General features: G+C 46.6%; 8 protein-coding genes. 7 read left to right on the forward strand and 1 reads right to left on the reverse strand.

The genetic code is table 11. The features are described from left to right. Nucleotides 1–44: 44 nt before the first annotated feature. The 4 genes from HH215_RS01930 to HH215_RS01945 all read left to right on the forward strand — a co-directional run bounded on the left by HH215_RS01930 (nucleotide 45) and on the right by HH215_RS01945 (nucleotide 14,429). On the forward strand, nucleotides 45–2,558 hold the full coding sequence (locus tag HH215_RS01930) for a PfkB family carbohydrate kinase (protein WP_169278363.1): 2,514 nt from the start codon (nucleotides 45–47) through the stop codon (nucleotides 2,556–2,558). Nucleotides 2,559–2,648: 90 nt separating this feature from the next. Next, a complete protein-coding gene (locus HH215_RS01935; RefSeq protein ID WP_169278364.1) occupies nucleotides 2,649–2,792 on the forward strand; it encodes a hypothetical protein in 144 nt (47 codons plus the stop codon). A gap of 595 nt (nucleotides 2,793–3,387) precedes the next feature. Continuing rightward, nucleotides 3,388–9,591 carry a GH32 C-terminal domain-containing protein gene (locus HH215_RS01940; protein WP_169278365.1) on the forward strand — a complete coding sequence of 2,068 codons (6,204 nt, stop codon included), beginning with the start codon at nucleotides 3,388–3,390 and terminating at the stop codon, nucleotides 9,589–9,591. A 269-nt stretch (nucleotides 9,592–9,860) separates the two neighbouring features. Further along, nucleotides 9,861–14,429: a GH32 C-terminal domain-containing protein gene (locus tag HH215_RS01945; RefSeq protein ID WP_254450342.1), complete on the forward strand. Its 4,569-nt coding sequence runs from the start codon at nucleotides 9,861–9,863 to the stop codon at nucleotides 14,427–14,429. A gap of 254 nt (nucleotides 14,430–14,683) precedes the next feature. On the opposite strand, the gene HH215_RS01950 is transcribed toward HH215_RS01945, so the two are convergent. Next, the gene (locus tag HH215_RS01950) at nucleotides 14,684–16,273 is read right to left on the reverse strand and encodes a hypothetical protein (RefSeq protein WP_169278366.1); all 1,590 of its coding nucleotides are present in this window, start codon (nucleotides 16,271–16,273) and stop codon (nucleotides 14,684–14,686) included. A 360-nt stretch (nucleotides 16,274–16,633) separates the two neighbouring features. Between HH215_RS01950 and HH215_RS01955 the strand changes: the two genes are divergently transcribed. Genes HH215_RS01955 through HH215_RS01965 form a run of 3 tightly spaced genes read left to right on the forward strand, consistent with a single transcriptional unit; the run spans nucleotide 16,634 to nucleotide 20,056 of the window. Further along, complete coding sequence (locus tag HH215_RS01955; protein WP_169278367.1) at nucleotides 16,634–17,935, forward strand: spore germination protein; 1,302 nt, start codon at nucleotides 16,634–16,636, stop codon at nucleotides 17,933–17,935. Further along, complete coding sequence (locus HH215_RS01960; RefSeq protein ID WP_169278368.1) at nucleotides 17,928–18,992, forward strand: GerAB/ArcD/ProY family transporter; 1,065 nt, start codon at nucleotides 17,928–17,930, stop codon at nucleotides 18,990–18,992. Before HH215_RS01955 ends, HH215_RS01960 begins: the two co-directional genes overlap by 8 nt. Continuing rightward, nucleotides 18,989–20,056, forward strand: coding sequence for a Ger(x)C family spore germination protein (locus tag HH215_RS01965; protein WP_169278369.1), 1,068 nt, complete (start codon nucleotides 18,989–18,991; stop codon nucleotides 20,054–20,056). The genes HH215_RS01960 and HH215_RS01965 overlap by 4 nt, the downstream gene beginning before the upstream one ends. Nucleotides 20,057–20,079 lie beyond the last annotated feature (23 nt).

Here is a 20,079-nt window from a genome sequence, read left to right on the forward strand (position 1 = left end):
AGTTCATATTTTGGAACATAGAGAGAAGCAGGTGGTGGAGAGAGATGCTAGATGTCACGTCGCTTGGAGAAGTCTTGATCGATTTTACGCCGGTGGGCTCGTCCGGCAACGGCAACGCGAGGTTCGAGCAGAACCCGGGCGGTGCACCCGCCAACGTACTAGCGGCGTTATCGAAATGGGGCAAAAAGACGGCTTTCATTGGCAAAGTCGGCGATGATCCGTTCGGCCGCTTTCTGACTGATACGCTGGAGGCATGTGGCATTCAGACATCGGGCGTTGTCCGAACCGAAGAGGCGAGCACCACGCTTGCTTTCGTTCATTTGGACAAACGCGGAGACAGAATGTTCAGCTTTGTGCGGAATCCGGGCGCGGATATGCTTCTAACCGAAACGGATGTCGATTGTTCGATCGTGGAAAGGTCGAAAATCTTTCATTTCGGCTCAATATCCATGACTAACGAACCGGCGTCAACCGCGACGAAAAAAGCGGTCATGATCGCAAAAGCGAGCGGGGCTGTGGTGTCATTTGACCCCAATCTGCGAACCGCGTTATGGAATACTCTTGAACACGCAAAAGAGAAGATTCGGATCGGATTAACCTTTGCAGATGTGCTCAAGATTTCGGAAGAGGAACTTGTATTCATCACCGGGACGAACGACCTTGTTCAGGGTTCCCAATCGATTTTCCGCGAATATGGCGTGCGTATCATTCTGGTCACACAGGCGGAGAAGGGCTGCTTCGTAAGAAATGGAGACGTTGCGTTCTCTGTTCCCGGATTTCCGGCGGATGCGGTGGATACGACAGGTGCAGGGGACGCTTTTTTGGGCGGATTTCTGTATCAGCTGTTGGAAAGAGGCTGCCGGATCGACGATCTTGGCGAAGATGAACTCTACGCCATGACTCGCTTCGCCAACGCGGTCGGAGCCCTAGCCACGACAAAGAAAGGCGCAATCCCGGCGATGCCAGCATTAACAGAAATAGGAGAGATTATGTTGACGGTGAATACGCAAACGAAACTAGACAAATATAGGCCTCAATTCCACTTCAGTCCTAAGTCGGGTTGGTTAAACGATCCGAACGGGCTCGTCTATTTCGAAGGAGAATATCATTTGTTTTACCAGCATTATCCCGATAAAAACGTGTGGGGACCGATGCATTGGGGACATGCGGTAAGCAAGGATCTAGCTCATTGGGAACACCTTCCAATTGCGCTGGCACCGGACAGCAACGGAAATATCTTCTCTGGCAGCGCCGTCGTGGACTGGAACGATACAAGCGGCTTCTTCGACGGTGGGACCGGACTTGTCGCTGTCTTCACGCATGCGGATACGTATCCGGATACCGAAGACGACGCCTATGTAATCGACGGAGAGCGGGTTACCGGACGGCCAAGGCAGAGACAGAGCCTCGCTTATAGCAAGGATAGAGGCCGAACGTGGACGATGTACGAAGGTAATCCGGTGCTTGCCGACGCCGAGATCACGGATTTCCGTGATCCGAAGGTGTTTTGGCACGACGATGCAAAACATTGGGTAATGGTGCTGGTTGCTGGCGACCATGCCCGATTCTATGCGTCCGCGAATTTGAAAGAGTGGACACTCACCGGTAAATTCGGAGCGAGTGAAGGTTCACACGCAGGCGTCTGGGAATGTCCCGATTTGTTCGAACTTCCCATCGACGGCAATGCCGAGAACGCGAAGTGGGTGTTGCTTGTCAGTATAGGCGACGATCCAGAATCCCCCGAAGGTTCTCGAACTCAATATTTTATTGGCCATTTCGACGGACATACGTTCACGAATGATTTGGATCCGGAAGAGATCCTGTGGATGGACCACGGACGGGACAACTATGCCGCCGTCACATGGTCAGATGTACCCAAGCAGGATGGCCGCCGTCTTCTCATCGGCTGGATGAGCAATTGGAAGTACGCGAATCACACTCCGACCGTGGAATGGCGCAGCGCGATGACGATCCCGCGTACGATCTCCTTGACAAGGACGGCGGAAGGCATACGTATGGTTTCGAAGCCATTCGAAGAGCTGAGCGAATTGCGGGGCGAGCCAATATCGCTGCCTCCCGGGACATACGTGGCGGGAGAGCGGGTGTTGTTCGATCTTAGCGGAAACTGTTATGAAATCGAAGCGGAATTCACTTGGGACGATGTGACGGAATTCGGGCTTAAAGTTTGCAGGTCCGACCGAGAGGAGACGGTGATCGGTTTCGAAGCTACATCGGGTTTCCTGTTTATCGACCGTACACGTTCCGGCGAGTCCGGCTTCCACGATACATTCCCGTGCAAACACGGAGCTGCTTTGCAAACGGCAGGGAATCGGATGAAAATGCGCATTATCGTCGACCGTTCGTCTGTCGAAGTGTTTGCCGAGGACGGACTTGTTGTACTAACCGATCTTATTTTCCCTGATCCATCCAGCATGGGGGTAGCGCTTTACAGCAAAGGCGGGGAGGTGAAGGTAAATACCTTCGTCTATTATCCGCTGAAGTCCATTCATACGGAATCAAGCATGAGGTCACCTACTGAGAGAAAAGGAATGGTATAGCAGCGAGGGGCCGTTTCTAAAGCAAGCTACGACTTGAATAGGGAGCGGCCTTCTCGACGTCTATTCCAAATCGAAAGGAAATGACGAATAATGCTGAAGCAAGAACCCTTATTGAAAGAACTTCCCGATTTGCATTATACGACTTGGGGCAATTGTGCCGATGCGCTGGCATGCTCCGTGCTTCAAGCGTACAATAAGCCGTTCCAATGGATCTTTTCTAATACCTGGAACTGAAACCTATAGCCTTCCATGGTGCTACGGCTACCAAACGAGTCGTAATAACTATCATTTGTTTGCTGTACAACATTATGATGAAACGAATCGGCAAGCTCGTTTGGAGCATACATCATCGAGGGTAAATTCCCGCAGAGATTATCAAGCAATCATTTGAGAGACCCGGCGCCGCCGCTTTTGTTTTTACACCTCCTACCAAATCCTTGACGGACGGCGTCCTAACGCGCCAATTACAAATCACCCACGATAAAATTATTAGAACGACGACCCCGAACGATTTCATATGTCGACGGCAAAACGGAGGAGAAGCTCTATCGGGTATCTGATTTTGGGAGCGTTTATTTTTCACGAATGATTTGTTTCCTTCGGAGGAAATCGGCGTCACTCTTCCTTATCGAAGAGATAAGCAGGGGAATAAAATTCCCGTTCTCGCCGGACTTTTCATCCAAAAATAGACATCGCCGCCAAGCCTAAAGAAGTTTTGTCGATCACGTTGCCTCTCAACCCTTATATTTTTATTGCTTCCATGACTTTGATTCATTAATGCACTTTAATTTGTAAGCACTTTATTTGGTTAATAGGGGGTTTTTAAAGCATGTTAAAAAAGTCAATTCGTTTAGGCTTAGTTCTCTCCATGTTCTTATCCATACTTATTTCCACAGGATGTTTTGGAAGTATCGACAGGGTCTATGCCGAAGATACAATACCATTTGAATCAAGTGGTAATAACGATTCGGCGTCTGTTACATCAGCGGTATATTCGAATACGATTGAGAACCCAGGATTTGAAACCGGAGATATGACTGGGTGGACGGTCATTGATGGAAGCGCTTTTGGACCCAACAGCGTTTCTAATGAAACGATGTATTGGGCGGAAGGGATTCCTTATCAGCAAGAAGGTGTCTATCATTTGAATGGATGGAGGTATCAGGAAACCGAAATCGGTAGAGTTCGGTCATCGACTTTCACACTGGAAGGTTCCGGTTGGATTACGTTTATGCTCGGCGGTGGAAGACATACGGATATGGACTATATTGAAGTTCGTAATGCGGACACAGGCGATGTAATTGCTCGATTCGGGAATACGGAATGGAGCGATGCAAATTTCCCAAAAGTAGAACTGGGCTTGCGATTGGCAAATCTGGTGAAATACAAGGCGGATTTAAGCAGCAGTCTTGGACAAAATTTGTATATTGATATTGTAGATAAGGGTACTTCAGATTGGGGCTTGCTGTTCGCCGATTCCTTCGATACATACCATGAGACGAAACCAAGTGAAGGAATAAGGGCTGATAATTTGTATGATCCAGGGGTGAAAGAGATTGAAAACCCTGGATTTGAAACGGGTAATCTATCGGGCTGGACAGTCGTTGAAGGGGAAGCATTTGGTCCAGACAGCGTATCGAATGAAACGACCTATTGGAATGAAAACATTCCGTATAACCAAGAAGGTCAATATCATCTGAACGGTTGGAAATATCCAGAAGATAAGATCGGTAAATTGCGCTCGACCGCGTTTAAGTTGGGCGGAACTGGCTGGATCACGTTCAAAATAGGCGGAGGCAAAAATACGGACTTGGTTCATGTAGACGTATATGATGCCGATACCAATGAGTTAGTAGCGCGTTACGGCAACACCGAATTCGCCGATATTAACTTTCCGAACGTTGATCAAGGTCTTCGATTGGCGAATATGGTTCAGTACAGAGCTGATTTGCGTGCGTATTTAGGCGAGAATCTTTATTTCGAAATTGTAGACAATGCAACGAGCGACTGGGGAGTTGCCTTCGTCGACGATTTCAAAACGTATCACGCAAATACACCGAACGATGGCGTGCTTGCCAAAAACCTGTATAACCCTGTTCGTTATGAATTGCGAAATCCCGGATTCGAATCGGGTAGCTTACTGGGCTGGACGATAATCGCCGGCAATGCTTTCGGACCGGGTAGCGTGTCCAGTGATACGACATGGTGGGCCGAGAATATTCCTTATAATCAGGAAGGCAGCTACCATCTTGACGGCTGGATGTATGACGAGAAAAAAACGGGTGTTTTGCGATCTTCTACTTTTACCTTAGGTGGTTCGGGCTGGATTACGTTTAGACTTGGAGGCGGAAAAAACACGAATCTTGTGCACGTTAATATTTACAATGCGGACACGGATGAACTGATTGCCCGTTATGGTAATACGGAGTTCAAAGATGCCAACTTCCCAAATATTGACCAGGGGATGAGGCTTGCTAACATGGTGCAGTATAAGGCGGATTTGTCCAATCATATTGATGATAACTTATATCTTGAAATTGTTGACAACGCTGTTTCGGATTGGGGGATGATCTTTGCTGATGCCTTCTTAACCTATCAGGTATCCGTTCCGACTGATGGCGTTCTGGCAACTAACTTATACTCGGCAATCCCTGAGACCATTGAAAATCCAGGCTTCGAAACCGGCGATTTAAGCGGTTGGACGACGGAAGGCGATGCGTTTTCCGGTGCAGTGACGAATCAAACCAGTTTCGGAGACACTCCAACGCCATTCGGACAAGAAGGCGTCTATCATGTATCCGGCTACGTTAAAGCTGACGAACAAACGGGAACCTTAACCTCAAATCTCTTCCGACTAGGAGGCACCGGATTTGTCAATTTCCTCGTAGGCGGCGGAAAGAATGAAAACGCTCTATTTGTGGCTTTGGTACGAGCTTCGGATCATTCCGTGATAATGAAAGCTACCGGAAATCAATCGGAAGCGTATACCCGCGTAAATTGGGATGTAACGCCTTACCTAGGCCAAGAGCTGTATATTCAAGTCGTGGATCAGGATCCATCTGGACATCTCAATGTCGACGATTTTCAGGTAAGGGGTTCTGGTTTGATCGGGAATTGGCGTTTCGACGAGGGTCAAGGAACAGCGGCGATGGATCAAGTCCGAAATCGGAACGACGCGGTTCATTATGTATTTAACGATGCCAAATACAAACCGAACAGCGAACCACTGTGGAGAGACGGCATTGCTGGTAATGGCTTACTATTTGATGGTTATTCCACATGGGTTGCTAGACCTGCGAATGAAATCGCCAAACCCACAGATGAAATCACAATCGAAACCTGGGTTGCTCCAAGATCTTACGAGTGGGGCGATCAAGGAAAACTGTCCGCTATCGTAAATCAATATGACGATGTGAATCGAGCAGGATATATTCTGGGAATGGGCCGCCATGGCAAATGGTCGTTCCAGGTAGGGATTAACGGGAAATGGACTGAAGTATGGGCAGCAAGCAATAAACCGCTTAAAAAATTCGAGTGGTCTCACATTGCTGCTACTTACAGCAAAACCGAAGGAAAACTGAAATTGTATTTAAACGGTGAGCTAGTAGGAACTGCCACTGCGGAGAAAAAACTCTCTATCACGCCGGCGAACACAGACTTTATGATCGGTAAGAATAACTCAGGTGCTTTGATCAACGGAGTCTTCACCGCCAATATGTTTAACGGCATGATCGATGAAGTGAAGGTTCTTAATAAAGCACTGACTCAATCGGAGATTCAAAACGACTACCAAGCCGTTGCATCTGGCTTTGCAGGTGGCATCGCACCAACACCTTCCATGGATTTTGATCGCAGCGATTATGATGGTGACCGTTATCGGCCTCAGTATCATTTGATTTCGCCCGGTCACTGGATGAATGAACCGCATGCGCCGCTATACTTTGAAGGCAAGTACCACATTTTCTATCAGTTTAACCCGCAAGGGCCCTATTGGCACCAAATTCATTGGGGGCATGCAGTAAGTGATGATATGGTTCATTGGAAGGATATGCCGGTAGCCCTTGCACCGGATGGCGGCTCGGAAACACCGGATGGGGTGTGGTCTGGCAGCGCGGCTATCGATGAAAATGGCAATCCGGCTCTGTTCTTTACGGCTGGGAATGACGCTGCGACACCTAACCAGGCGACGGGACTGGCAAGAAGTACCTACAAGGATGACGGCGATACTAATCTGAAGAAATGGGTTTATAATGGAACGCCGGTCACGACTCAAGCGCCTAACTTGTCTGCGGCGGAAGGCGAAGTGTGGTACGGCAACTTCCGCGATCCTTACATTTGGAAAGACGGGGGTACATGGTATCAGCTTGTTGGTTCGGGAATTAAAAACGTAGGCGGAACAGCGTTATTGTATACCTCCGACGATATGGTTAACTGGACTTACCAACACCCCTTCTTCGTCGGAAATTATGAGAAATACCATAAGACCGGTCAAGTATGGGAACTTCCTATCCTTCTGCCATTAGGCAAGGATGGCAGCGGGACGATGAAGTACGCCTTCTTCATTAACCCTTGGTTCGCTCAATATGACGCCGATAATGTAAAGTATGTGTTCCATTGGATTGGTACCTGGGATAAAGCGAATAACAAATTCGTACCCGATCATGAAGAACCTCGCTTGTTCGATTACGGCGAACACTTTACGGGACCAAGCGGAATGGTGGATGGTGATGGCCGTTCGATTTTGTTCAGTATTGCGCAAGATCGACGTACGGAGCAGCAGCATTATGATGCAGGTTGGGCCCATAATGGCGGATTACCGCTCGTGTTGTCCCTGCGCAGCGACGATACGCTTGGCGTAGAGCCGATTCCGGAACTGCAGTCGCTCCGCGGTCAGAAGCTGGTAGATGTGTCTCAGACAACCATTGGCGCTGCCAATGCAAAACTGAATCAAATTCAAGGCGATATGCTGGAAGTAGTGCTGGAAGCCCAAATAAATACAGCGAAAAAGTTCGGTATTTCGTTGCGGAAGACAGCAGATGGTTCTGAGGAGACCAAGTTGTTCTATGACACAGACAATCAGACTTTGAATCTTGATCGGTGGAAATCTTCTCTGAATCCTGACGTACAAAAAGGTATTCAAAACGGCAAAATGGAGCTCGACGGCGATCTGTTGAAGCTGCATATCTATCTTGATCGCTCGATGATCGAGGCCTACGCTAACGGGAAGAATAGCATTACTTCCCGAGTGTATCCGACTCGCGGAGATGCGCTTGGTCTTAACATTTGGAGTGAAGGCGGAGAGGTTTCCATTCAGAAATTGCAGGTTTGGGAAATGAACTCCGCTTATGGGAGTAATGTTCCAGCCAACTGGCCATCTCCTGAAGTTCAAGCAACATCCGTCGGGGATCTGACGAATGCCGATTTTGAGAATGGTGATTTGTCCGGATGGACGACTGAAGGCAATGCTTTTTCAAACCAAAACGTTGTAAAGGTGAATGATTGGGGCTGGGGCGGTCCATTCAGTCAAGCATGGGTTGCTAAAGATCCCGAGCGTTACCATCTGTGGGGATTTACTCCTGAGCTTGGAGATGGTGCAACAGGATCCTTGAAGTCACAATCGTTTAAGTTAGGCGGAAACGGCAAGATCAGCTTCTTAGTTAGCGGAGGCTCAAATATCGAGAATCTTTATGTTGCGCTTGTTCGCGCTTCCGACAAACAAATTCTAATGAAAGCGACCGGGAACAACAACGAAACCTATCAACGCGTAATCTGGGATGCATCAGCGTACAAGGGGGAGAACCTGTACATTCAGGTTGTCGATCAGGCTACTGGCGGCTGGGGGCATATCAATTTTGATAATCTAAATGTTCCTATAACGTTAAGCAGCACAAGCAATCCAGGCAATCCAGGCAATGGGGGAACGACAACTAATCCGAGACCGGATGTCGTGAATCTGCCACAGGCAGATAGCAATGGCAAAGTCGCCGTTTCAATTGCTAATGGTGCTACACAAGTACTTCTTCCCGCTAATGCAGCTGCCATCAATAAAAAGAATACAATCGAGATTTCAAATGACAATGTGACGGTTAAAATTCCAGGCAGCGTACTGCTCAAACTACAAAGCTACCTTCCGGCAGATCAACTGAAAGATGCGACGATTTCCTTGAAGATGGAACCAGTGTCTGCAACGGATCGAACTACGCTCCTTGATAAAGCGGGAGGAAAGGCTTTTGCGAATCTAACGGCTGCCGGAACTATGCTGGATTTCTCGCTCGTTATCATTAATAAGGATGGATCAGAGACGAAATTATCCCAATTTGACGAGAAGATTACGATTTCGCTTAAAGTCGATAGTAATTCAAAGAAAGAACTCCTTGGCATCTATTACTTCACCGATGACGGTTCGATGGAGTATGTAGGCGGCAAGATTGTCGACGGCAAGATGGAAGTGCAAATCAGCCACTTCGGTAAATATGTGGTTCTTAGCTTCGACAAGTCCTTCTTAGATGTCAACGATACGTTCTGGGCGGCGGAAGTCATAAAGGAAATGGCTGCAAAACATATCATTGAAGGCGTCAATGAAACGCATTTCGCACCATTCAAATCAGTTACTCGCGCTGAGTTCGCGGCGATGATCGTACGTGCTCTAGGTCTTAAATCCCAAGGAACTGCGCGATTTAACGACGTGGCATCCACGAGTTGGTACGCTGACGATGTGGCAGCAGCCAGCGAAGCGGGAATCGTGAATGGCCGTTCCAATACCAAGTTCGCGCCGAATGAGACTATCACTCGAGAAGAAATGGCAGTTATGCTTATTCGCTCCTATGAGCGGATCAAAGGCACTGAGGTGAATAAGGTAGGCGCAAAAGGCTTCGTCGATCAAGAAAGTGTCAGCCGTTGGGCGCAGGATGCAGTAACAAAAGCGCAAGCGCTTGGCATTATCAATGGCCGCGACAACAACCGGTTTGTGCCAATGGATACGGCAAGTCGTGCAGAAAGCGCGAAGGTTCTGTCAAAACTGATGGCGCAGTAAAGAAGCATTTCAAGCAAAAGCAATTAAGATCAGGAAGGCAAGTTGCTAAGGCAGCTTGCCTTCTTTACAAAGTCGATCGTCTAGACGGATTCGAGGCGGAGCAATCTTTTTCTATTGCGGAAGATATCATAGATGGTCAGGAACTTTATTAGAAACATTGGCGGTATTAGTAGTCTATGAGAAAGGAGGTTATTTTTATGTAATCGCTTATGTAAACGTTTCCATTCAAACGCTATGGTTAGAAAAAACCCATTTTAGGAGGAAATGAAATGTCCACTTGTTCGAAATGGTTAAGACTCGTCCTCTGTATCGCAGTAGTATTTGTTTCTTATCCGATTTATTCCTATACCCAAGCGGCAGCTGTTACAAGTGCAGAGTGGAAGTTTGATGAGGGGAGCGGGAAAACAACAAAGGAGTGGGTAGGAAATACGAATGACGCCATCCACTATGTCTTTAATAACGCGGTATATAAACCATCTAGTGATCCGGAATGGAGAGAAGACGGTATCTCCAATGGTGCTTTATTGTTTGACGGCTACTCCACATGGGTAACGCATAATTCGATTGCTATGCCTTCTTCGGCAATGACCATCGAGACTTGGGTCGCCCCTAGGGCTTATGAATGGGGCGATAACGGAGTTTTGTCAGCAATCGTAAACCAGCATGATAAGTCGGCCAAGCAAGGATTTCTGCTTGGCGTGTTTCGCGGCGGAACCTGGTCGTTCCAAATCGGGTCGAATGGAAATTGGTATGAAGTGTGGGCATACGAGCCGCTTCCCAAATACGAATGGTCGCATCTCGTCGCTACATTCGACGGCGCTTTAGGTACAATGAAGCTCTATCTAAACGGGAAGGAAGTCGCATCGCGCAATATACCAATTAATTCAACGATTACCCCTTCGACCAATCAACTGCTGATTGGCAAAAACAACCAGAGTACGCAACTAGGTGTATTTCCTCTGAATATGTTTAACGGACTTATCGATGAATTAAAAATCAGTAGCGGAGCTTACACTGCCACGGAAGTGCAAAGTTCTTTTCAGAGTGATCTGACACAACTAGGAGGTAATCTTCCAACTCCTAATCTAACCTTCGACCGGAGCGTATACGATGGGGACAAATACCGCCCCATCTATCACGCCATCGCTCCAGGCCATTGGATGAATGAGCCGCATGCACCGCTGTATTACAATGGCCAATATCACCTTTTCTATCAGAATAATCAGCATGGGCCATATTGGCATAATATGCACTGGGGTCACTGGGTGAGTGACGATATGGTGCATTGGCGAGACCTTCCACCGGCACTATCTCCGGAACTTTTCCAGGTTGATCCGGATGGGGTCTGGTCAGGAAGTGCTGTTGTGGACGACTCCGGGAATCCGACTCTCTTTTTTACTGCCGGCAACGATTCTAAACCGTACATTAATAGTAATCAGAATATGGGACTTGCTCGAAGCACGGTTCAGCAAGACGGTGATAACGACTTAATGAACTGGGTGAAAGAGTCCAAACTTGCCGTAACTCAGCAGCCTGGGCAAGGTAAACTTGGAGAGTTCCGGGACCCCTATGTATTTAAAGACGGATCGACATGGTTCATGCTAATGGGTACGGGAACAGATAGTCAAGGAGGAACCGCAGCTGTATATTCCACAACAGACCCCAATTTAATGAACTGGACTTATCGCGGTCCGTTGTATATCTCTAATCCCTCTATTTATCCTTATCTAGGTCAGGTATGGGAACTCCCTGTATTGTTGCCACTAGGAAACGGGAAGCATCTTCTTGCAATTAGTCCGGTCGGATCGGGCGCAAACGTCGAAGTGTATTACTGGATTGGTACTTGGAACAGCATTACTGCGAAGTTTATACCTGATCAGCCTACTCCTCAATTAATGGATTTTGGCGACTTCAAGTTCACGGGGCCAAGCGCATTTATCGACCCGGTAACAGAACGGAATATCATGTTTACGATTGCACAAGGTGAACGTTCCTCTCAGGAAGAATCCGAATCAGGCTGGGCTCATAATGCCGGACTTCCGGTTGAAATAAGTCTTCGATCGGACGGAAAACTTGGAATTGAACCGATTGATGAATTGCAGTCCCTTCGAGGGCAACAATTGGTGAATATCACGAGTGATACTAGTTTTGCTGCTGCAAACTCCGTTCTTTCAGCTGTATCAGGCGATACACTTGAAATTGTGATGGAGATCGCCAGAGGATCGGCAGATCAAGTAGGGATTAAAGTCCGGAAATCTCCAAATAGTGAGGAAGAAACCCTGCTGTACTACAATTACAGTACGGATGAGTATGGAGTAGATCGGACCAAGACGGTTGCCGGAACCAACAAAGGCATCCAGAAGGGAACGGTAGATATCGGCTCTGAAAACGTAAAACTTCATATTTATCTGGACAAATCCATGGTGGAGTCTTACTTAAATGGATTAAAATCCATCACAACGCGAACCTATTCCACTCGTAACGATGCCAAAGGCTTGCAATTATGGGGAGACGCGAACGCAAGTTCAATCGTTGTCAGGTCATTAAAGGTCTGGAGAATGAATTCCGCGTACACGCAGGTACCTGCTACCGGTTTGAATCTCTCACCTGAGAGCATTCAATTATCGGTCGGCGGGAAAAAGGAGATATACGGAGCAGTTACGCCATCAAACGCATCGAATAAAAACCTGATATGGAGTTCGAGCAATCCCAATGTAGCGACGGTCGTGAACGGCGTAGTTACTGGAAATTCAATCGGTACTGCAACGATAATAGCCACAACGCGTGATGGTGCGAAAACGGACACAGCCCAGGTTACCGTAGTCTCTGTTCCAACCTCCACAAATTTGACAAACGGCGGTTTTGAATCCGGAAATCTAAGCGGTTGGATTGTGGAAAGCGGAACTGCATTTTCAGATAGTTCTGTTACCAGCGAGTCGGTATTCTCGGGTTCGCAGCCTTTTAATCATAAAGGCACCTATCATCTCTGGGGTGCTAAACAAGGTGAAGCGGCAGTAGGAGTTCTCAAATCGCAAAACTTCACGTTAGGCGGGAATGGACAAATCAATTTCTTGGTAGGCGGCGGTTCCGATATTGACAAATTGTATGTATCCTTCATCCGGGCTTCCGATGGAAAAGAATTGTTCAGATCCACCGGCCCTGGAACCTATTGGAATTGGCAAAGCTCCAAAGGAGAGACGGAGAGCTATACCAGAAGATATTGGGATGCAACAGCCTATATTGGAACCATTATGTATATTAAAGTCATGGATGAACGCACAGATGCATGGGGACATATTAACGTGGATGATTTCCTAGTTCCCGTTCAAGGAGGGGCCACGGACACCTCTGCGCCGACTGCACCGGCCAATTTGCAGTCGCCGACCAAGTCTTCTAATTCGGTCACGCTGAGTTGGAGCGCCTCTACCGATAATGTAGGCGTTACTGGGTATTCCATCTTCCGGGATGGGACCCAAGTAGGCAGCAGCACAGCAACGAGCTATACAGACACGGGATTATCGGCAAGCACAGTCTATACGTATACGGTTAAAGCAACGGATGCGGCCGGGAACCTGTCCGCCGTCAGCAACAGCGTGGCGGTAACGACGAACGCATCCTCGTCCGTGGGGATTACCAACCATGATTTTGAGAGCGGGAATCTGACTGGATGGACAGTCGTTAGCGGGAATGCATTCAGCGCTGCGGACGTCACTACGGATGTGAATTGGGGATGGGGAGGTCCCTTTAATCAAAATGGTTCTTACCATCTATGGGGATTTAAGGACGGAGGAGACAGCCAGGTCGGAGTCCTCAAGTCTGAAACCTTTACGCTTGGCGGAAACGGAGCAATCGATTTCCTCATTGGCGGCGGGAATGATATCAACAATTTGTACGTTGCTCTGGTTCGCGCTTCAGACGGCGTTGAGTTAATGAAGGCGACCGGCAGCAACAACGAAGCGTATAGTCGCGTAACATGGAATGCGGCTGCTTATATCGGAACTGCAAGTTATATCAAGATCGTCGACAACTCGACGGGAGGCTTCGGACACATCAATGTGGATGATGTGAATGTGTCGACAGGGACTACCAACCCGGACACCTCTGCGCCGACCGCACCGGCCAATCTGCAGTCGCCGGCCAAGTCTTCTAATTCGGTCACGCTGAGTTGGAGCGCCTCTACAGACAATGTAGGCGTTACTGGGTATTCCATCTTCCGGGATGGGACGCAAGTAGGCAACAGCACAGCAACGAGTTATACAGACACGGGATTATCGGCAAGCACAGCCTATACGTACACGGTTAAAGCAACGGATGCGGCAGGGAACCTATCCGCTTTTAGCAACAGTGTGGCGATAACGACGAACGTATCCTCGTCCGTGGGGATTACCAACCACGATTTTGAGAGCGGGAACCTGACCGGATGGACAGTCGTCAGCGGTAATGCATTCAGCGCTGCGGACGTCACTACGGATGTGAATTGGGGGTGGGGAGGTCCCTTTAATCAAAATGGTTCTTACCATCTATGGGGATTTAAGGACGGAGGAGACAGCCAGGTCGGAGTCCTCAAGTCTGAAACCTTTACGCTTGGCGGAAACGGAGCAATCGATTTCCTCATTGGCGGCGGGAATGATATCAACAATTTGTACGTTGCTCTGGTTCGCGCTTCAGACGGCGTTGAGTTAATGAAGGCGACCGGCAGCAACAACGAAGCGTATAGTCGCGTAACATGGAATGCGGCTGCTTATATCGGAACTGCAAGTTATATCAAGATCGTCGACAACTCGACGGGAGGATTCGGACACATCAATGTGGATGATGTGAATGTTCCGACTCTGTAATTCTCGAATTAGGGGGAATGTCCTTGTAGGACATTCCCTTAAAAACTGGCTGACTTCATAATACGAACGGGCATTTATTGCGTTGCGATTGCAGTAGATTTTCTCCTCCTGAATGGAAAATATCCCTACATCAGAAGCATGTAGGCGGCGGCACCTGCTGGTACATGTGAAAACGCCAAGACCGAGTGGATATAGCGGTGACATGTCCAACTTCAATTTCGCAATCGAATGATCAATATGTTTACATGTTATGCTCATTGTAGACTTTTATTTTTTCTAATAACAAAACCATTATCATTACTGGTAAACAAACTCCCATCATACATGACTCCGCTGAGCAATTTATCGCTTAATTGTTCTGAAGGATATTTAAGCAGCGTTTCTATTTGCTCCTGGTGGGTTTGTATTAAGTTAGAATAATCATTCAGAGTCATTATTTTTACGAATTCTTCTTTATCTGAGGGTAATTTAGCTTTGAACTTATCCACTCGATTTTCATTTATAAAGTAATGATACTTGATGTTGCCAGCATTCTTAAGTTTGTGTAGTTTATCAATTGCCTTTGTATCCAATTCTTCAAGGCAAATAACATTGCAAGAATGCGTATGAAAGACAAATTCACCTACTTCATTTATTTTTGTGTGATTATATTTTACATATTGGATCAATTCTGAAATACTCGTTGGATATGGAGTTTTTGAGCTCCGAATAATCGAACTATCCAAGAATAAACCGAAATTTAAAGCCAATTTATCAGCTTTGTTATAAAAGATTTCAAAACTCTCATTGGAGAACTTATGATTTAGTGAAATAACATGAATAGCTAGTAACTTCAGAATATCAGAACGATCTTTATATGTAATAATTGTGTCCCGCCAATCAAACTCAGAAATTGCATTAACTTCACTGTTTGGGGTTTCTGTATCGGATAGATATTGACGAATTGAATGCGCCTCTTGTTCTAAGCTCCAAATGATTTTCTGCAAAGAGACTTGAAAAACATAAGATTTTAGATTTAATAAGTATTCATCGGAATAATGCAGATCATCTTCAATTTGATCGATATAGATTTTCTCCATATAAATGAACTGTCTGCACATATAAGCAAGTTGGTAATCATCTTCTTCTATTTTCTTGATGAGATTATCAATTTCATCAAACAAGAATTTAGATTTGGTGTCTGCGTTCTGAAACATTTCGTGAAATGAACTAATTTGATTTTGTCTGAAGAAACTCTTTACATCGTACGAGTTGAAATAAAGATCTTTAAAAACAGTAATCCTAAGCGATAAATAGTTTGACGTTTTTTGAAGAATGAATGAGATATGTTTTTTGTGGGCAGGCATTGCAGATTCTATTTTTTGATGAATTTGCTGTAATAATATGCGCTCAGTGATTTTGAATACTTCGTCATAAATATTATGCTTTTTAAGATTATCAATAATGAGACTCTGATCGAATAGGTTAATTTTGATGTTATATTTTGTTTCACGTTCTTTCTTCCAGCTTGTCCATTTCGTTCTCTCTTTTATGTCCATATCCTTAGGAATCATTAGTGTCCAAGATTTTATTTTATAGTTTGTATTCGTAATTGCTTTTTCAAATGAATTATTTATCTGTTGATATTTTAAATCATTAAGTAGAAACTTACATTGATAAACATCGATTGGTTGAGAAAAATCCCCAACGTATATGTCAATCCCTTCGTCTCCGGGATTCTCTCTCATCTTATGTACATTTTCATTAAACTTCCTTTGTAGCATTGTGTAGCACACATTTTGAAATTCATCTCTGGCCCCAGGCTGGCCGTAAAGATCAATAAGCCGCTTAAAATCCATGTCCATTTAAGAGATTCCGCTCCGATCGACTAAGTTAGAGTTATATAGTGTTTATGTTGAAACGATAATAACCTTATTATCGTTTAACAATCATAAAAATGGAAATGAAAATAATATGATGATGTCGATGATGATCACGAGATTGACAAATCATTTTCGTGTGAAACTTAACGTTCAGCCACGAATCTTTGATGGTGAAAGATTGGGGAGTTACTTGTACCGTTTGGCTTTTGCTAGAATAGTTTTTTGTTTCTGATTGGTTGAAAACACACAAATCGCCATGGCTCGGAATTCAGAGTCGTGGTTTTTTTATGTACGCATAATTGCATGTAGCGTTGTGCAAATTATGGAAAAGGGGTGGTTAGGATGAAGCATTCGATAAGGACGGATTGGGAGCAGGGACTTCTCGATCGGATGGGAGCCATGGCCGACTTTAAGGCAGCAACATTTCCGTTGCGGGGACAAATGACGACCCTATATTACTTGTCATCACTCGTAAACCTGCCGGAGACGCTCTCGACCATTGAACGATTGATTGAAACGTCGACGTCAGTCCCTCCATCGCATGAAATGTTGCTCAACTCCTTGTTAGCGGGGAAGGTGATCGTCCGCCGGACGGACGACGAAGCTCCTATCGTAATCTTGCCGGTAGGATTGGATATCAATCGGCAGATCGTGCCGGCTCAGACGGAGCAGCCGCTCCAATCGTCGTTCGACTCCTTCACGGAAGACGTAAATACGAATATTGGCCTTATTCGTAAGAGGATGGGAAGAGCGGACTTGATAGTCGAATCCTTCGTGACTGGGACCAGCCGACTCAGAGAGATCGTTCTGGTCTACGTAGGCGGGGAAGCCAATCCGAATGTCGTCAAATTCATGAAATCGAAGCTTTCCAAGAACCTGCGCAACGATATCCATAACGTCTCGGATTTACTGAAGACGCTTGAGCAGCCTAAGATATCGCTTGTTCCCACGTATTTAACGACGGAACTTCCCGAGGAATCGGTTCAAAATATGCATGCTGGAAAGGTGATCGTCTTCATCGATCAATTCCCCCATGCGTTGGCATTTCCCGCTATTATCCGAGATTTATGGGCGCTCAAATCCGATCTGAACAATCCGAGCTTGTTCCGGATGTTCTATCGGGCGCTCCGCATCGCCGGCATTCTCTTCTCCATCGTCACGCCTAGTTTCTACATTATACTGAACGCGGTTAACCCCGAACTTCTTCGCATCCAGTTGGCTCTCTCCGTTGCCAAGAGCAGGGAAGGCGTCCCCTATCCGTCCATTGTGGAAGTGGTACTTATGCTGATTCTGATTGAGATGGTAATCGAAGCGACGATCCGGCTTCCGAAGAGCATCGGCCCAACGATCACAATGATCGGGGGCATTATTCTCGGACAAGCGATTGTTCAAGCTCAATTGGTCAGCAATCTGCTTATTATTATTCTGGCGACTTCGACGATCGCGAATTTTACCGTGGCCGGCTTTTTGAATACGGTCGGAATCCGACTTTTCAAATACGGAGCTTTGCTACTTAGCACGTTGTTCGGCGTCTTTGGCTTGGAAATCTCTATACTCTGGTTCTGCGTTTATTTGGCGGGACTCAACACTATCGCCGTTCCATATTTGAGTCTCAATTTGAAAGGACAAGCCTCTTATGACTAAGCGGATGGTCTTCATTCTATTCATGCAGGTTCATCTGGCGGCGGGTATGTCTATCTATTCAGTCCGTATCATCGAGTCGACGTCGAAGGGGCATTGGGAACCCATTCTTCTTGGGTGTCTGCTGGAATTCTTCTTGGTGTGGATGTATATGAAAGGAATGGCCGTGTCCAAGGGGAGACAGATGGTAGATGTTCTAGCAAGCGCGCTCGGGAAATGGGGGGCGCTACTGTTGCTTCTGCCCGTTATTATCTATCTCGCTTGTCGCTTGATCTCTCTAGTACGTTACCAAATCATCGAGATCAACATTATTCTGCTTCCCAAAACGCCCTTATGGGCAACGACACTCATATATGTGGCTATGCCCCTCTACGCGGCGAGCAAGGGAATGTCCGCGATCATACGATTGAGCGTTGCCGTCTGTTTCTTGTTCGTTCCGTTCGTCTTCTTCTCCTTAATCATCAGCTTTCGGAACTTCGATTACTTTAACGCGTTTCCGATATGGGATTCCACTGCTGCTTTCGTTACTAAACCTTCTTTCTACGTGAGTATGTATGCCAATAGCGGATTTCTATTCCTTGGTATGCTGACCCTGGATAAACCGATAACGATGAGGAGCCTGTGGCCGATCTTGATCCTTGTCACCTTCTTTTATCTTGCCGTCGTCTACGTTCCACTTTTCGTGTTCGGACAGGAATGCCTATCGATATTGGAGCATCCTCCCGTTATCGCTTCGGATACGATCGACGTGGAGTGGGTCGTATTCGACTGGTTGCCCACGTTCTATATCGTCGCCTCCAGCGCGGTCAGCTTTCTGGAAGCCACAGTTACCGTATGGATGATCATGCTTATTGTACGTAAACTGATTGTGCCGTTCCCACCCAAATGGATCTTGGTCTTCATCGGAATAGTGGCTTTCTGCTTTAATTTGATGATTCGAAACGTAACATCCCTGAATCGCTTAGATACGGTGAACGTGGTTTTTTGTTTGTACAGCATCGTGATCGTCCCGTTAGTGATTTTTCTGACAAGTTTGCGCCGAAGGGGGCGTCCTGCTTGAAAATCGCCTTATTTCGGTTGCCTCTCTTGCTTATGATAATTATCGCTCTTAGCGGCTGTTGGGACATCAAAGATATTAATAAGCGGTTTTTACCGGTTGTCATGGGAATTAGTGCCGGGCAAGAAGGCAAATACAAGATCATCTTCCAGGTTCCCAATGTCAAAGGAGGAACGCAATTTCTAGAAGGGGAATCTAAGTCGATCAGCAAAGCTGTCGACCTGATCCGAACGAAGTCGGAGAAGGAGATTGACCTGCTACACGTAAGGCTATTCTTGATCAGCCAAGATTTGGCCCAGAAGAGCTTGGAAGATATCGTCGACTTCGCGATGCGGGCCAATGATATCTCCATAAAGAGCATGGTGGCCATCGTATCGGGCGATTTCGAGAAGACGCTCTTTCATCAGATCCAACCGACTCCCGAGGTTTCTTCATACGATTACTTCAGCGAAGAAGCCGGTTGGACGCCAAACGTTACCATCAATAGGTTATGGGAAGCGTTCCGCAGCGCCCACTCCTATACGGAAGACTTTGCCGTTCCCATCCTGGAAGCGGGCAGGAGGACTCTGTTCGAATTCAAAGGTTCCGCGGTTATTAGCCAAGACCGAATGGTCGGAGTTCTAAGCCGGGAGGAAACGCTTATAAACAATATTTTTCAGGAAAAGTACAGCGGAGGAACGATTGAGTTGACCAAGGACGCGAGCGTTCTGATCAAGAAAGTGAACATTCGCAATAAAGCGAGGTGGCCGTCTTCCGGTCCGATTCTGAAGAGTAGCATCCAAATGGATGTCGTCATTACCGAGAATCACAAAGAAAAGTCGAACGAGGAAGTTGCCAAGGATCTCGAAAGCTTGCTCCAAGCCCGAGCAACCGCCATCTCGGTCAAGCTTCGCGGTTTGAAGGCGGACATTCTCGGCTGCGGCCAGAACTTCCGACCCCGAATGTCCAGTCAGCAGTTGAAAGATTGGAAGCAGATCTGGTATCCGAAGATGCGGCACGAGATCGTCATCCGGGTTAACATTCGCGATAATCTGGATTTCAAAGAAAACTTGAAGTATACGAAGTAGAGCTCTTTATGGCTTTTCAATTA

Origin of the sequence: Cohnella herbarum (assembly GCF_012849095.1) — a bacterium.
GTDB lineage: Bacteria > Bacillota > Bacilli > Paenibacillales > Paenibacillaceae > Cohnella > Cohnella herbarum.

Excerpts from the sequence above, each read along its gene's own strand:
- HH215_RS01930 (WP_169278363.1), top strand. The coding sequence starts at position 45 with ATGCTAGATGTCACGTCGCTTGGAGAAGTCTTGATCGATTTTACGCCG.
- HH215_RS01935 (WP_169278364.1), top strand. The coding sequence starts at position 2,649 with ATGCTGAAGCAAGAACCCTTATTGAAAGAACTTCCCGATTTGCATTAT.
- HH215_RS01940 (WP_169278365.1), top strand. The coding sequence starts at position 3,388 with ATGTTAAAAAAGTCAATTCGTTTAGGCTTAGTTCTCTCCATGTTCTTA.
- HH215_RS01945 (WP_254450342.1), top strand. The coding sequence starts at position 9,861 with ATGTCCACTTGTTCGAAATGGTTAAGACTCGTCCTCTGTATCGCAGTA.
- HH215_RS01950 (WP_169278366.1), bottom strand. The coding sequence starts at position 16,273 with ATGGACATGGATTTTAAGCGGCTTATTGATCTTTACGGCCAGCCTGGG.
- HH215_RS01955 (WP_169278367.1), top strand. The coding sequence starts at position 16,634 with ATGAAGCATTCGATAAGGACGGATTGGGAGCAGGGACTTCTCGATCGG.
- HH215_RS01960 (WP_169278368.1), top strand. The coding sequence starts at position 17,928 with ATGACTAAGCGGATGGTCTTCATTCTATTCATGCAGGTTCATCTGGCG.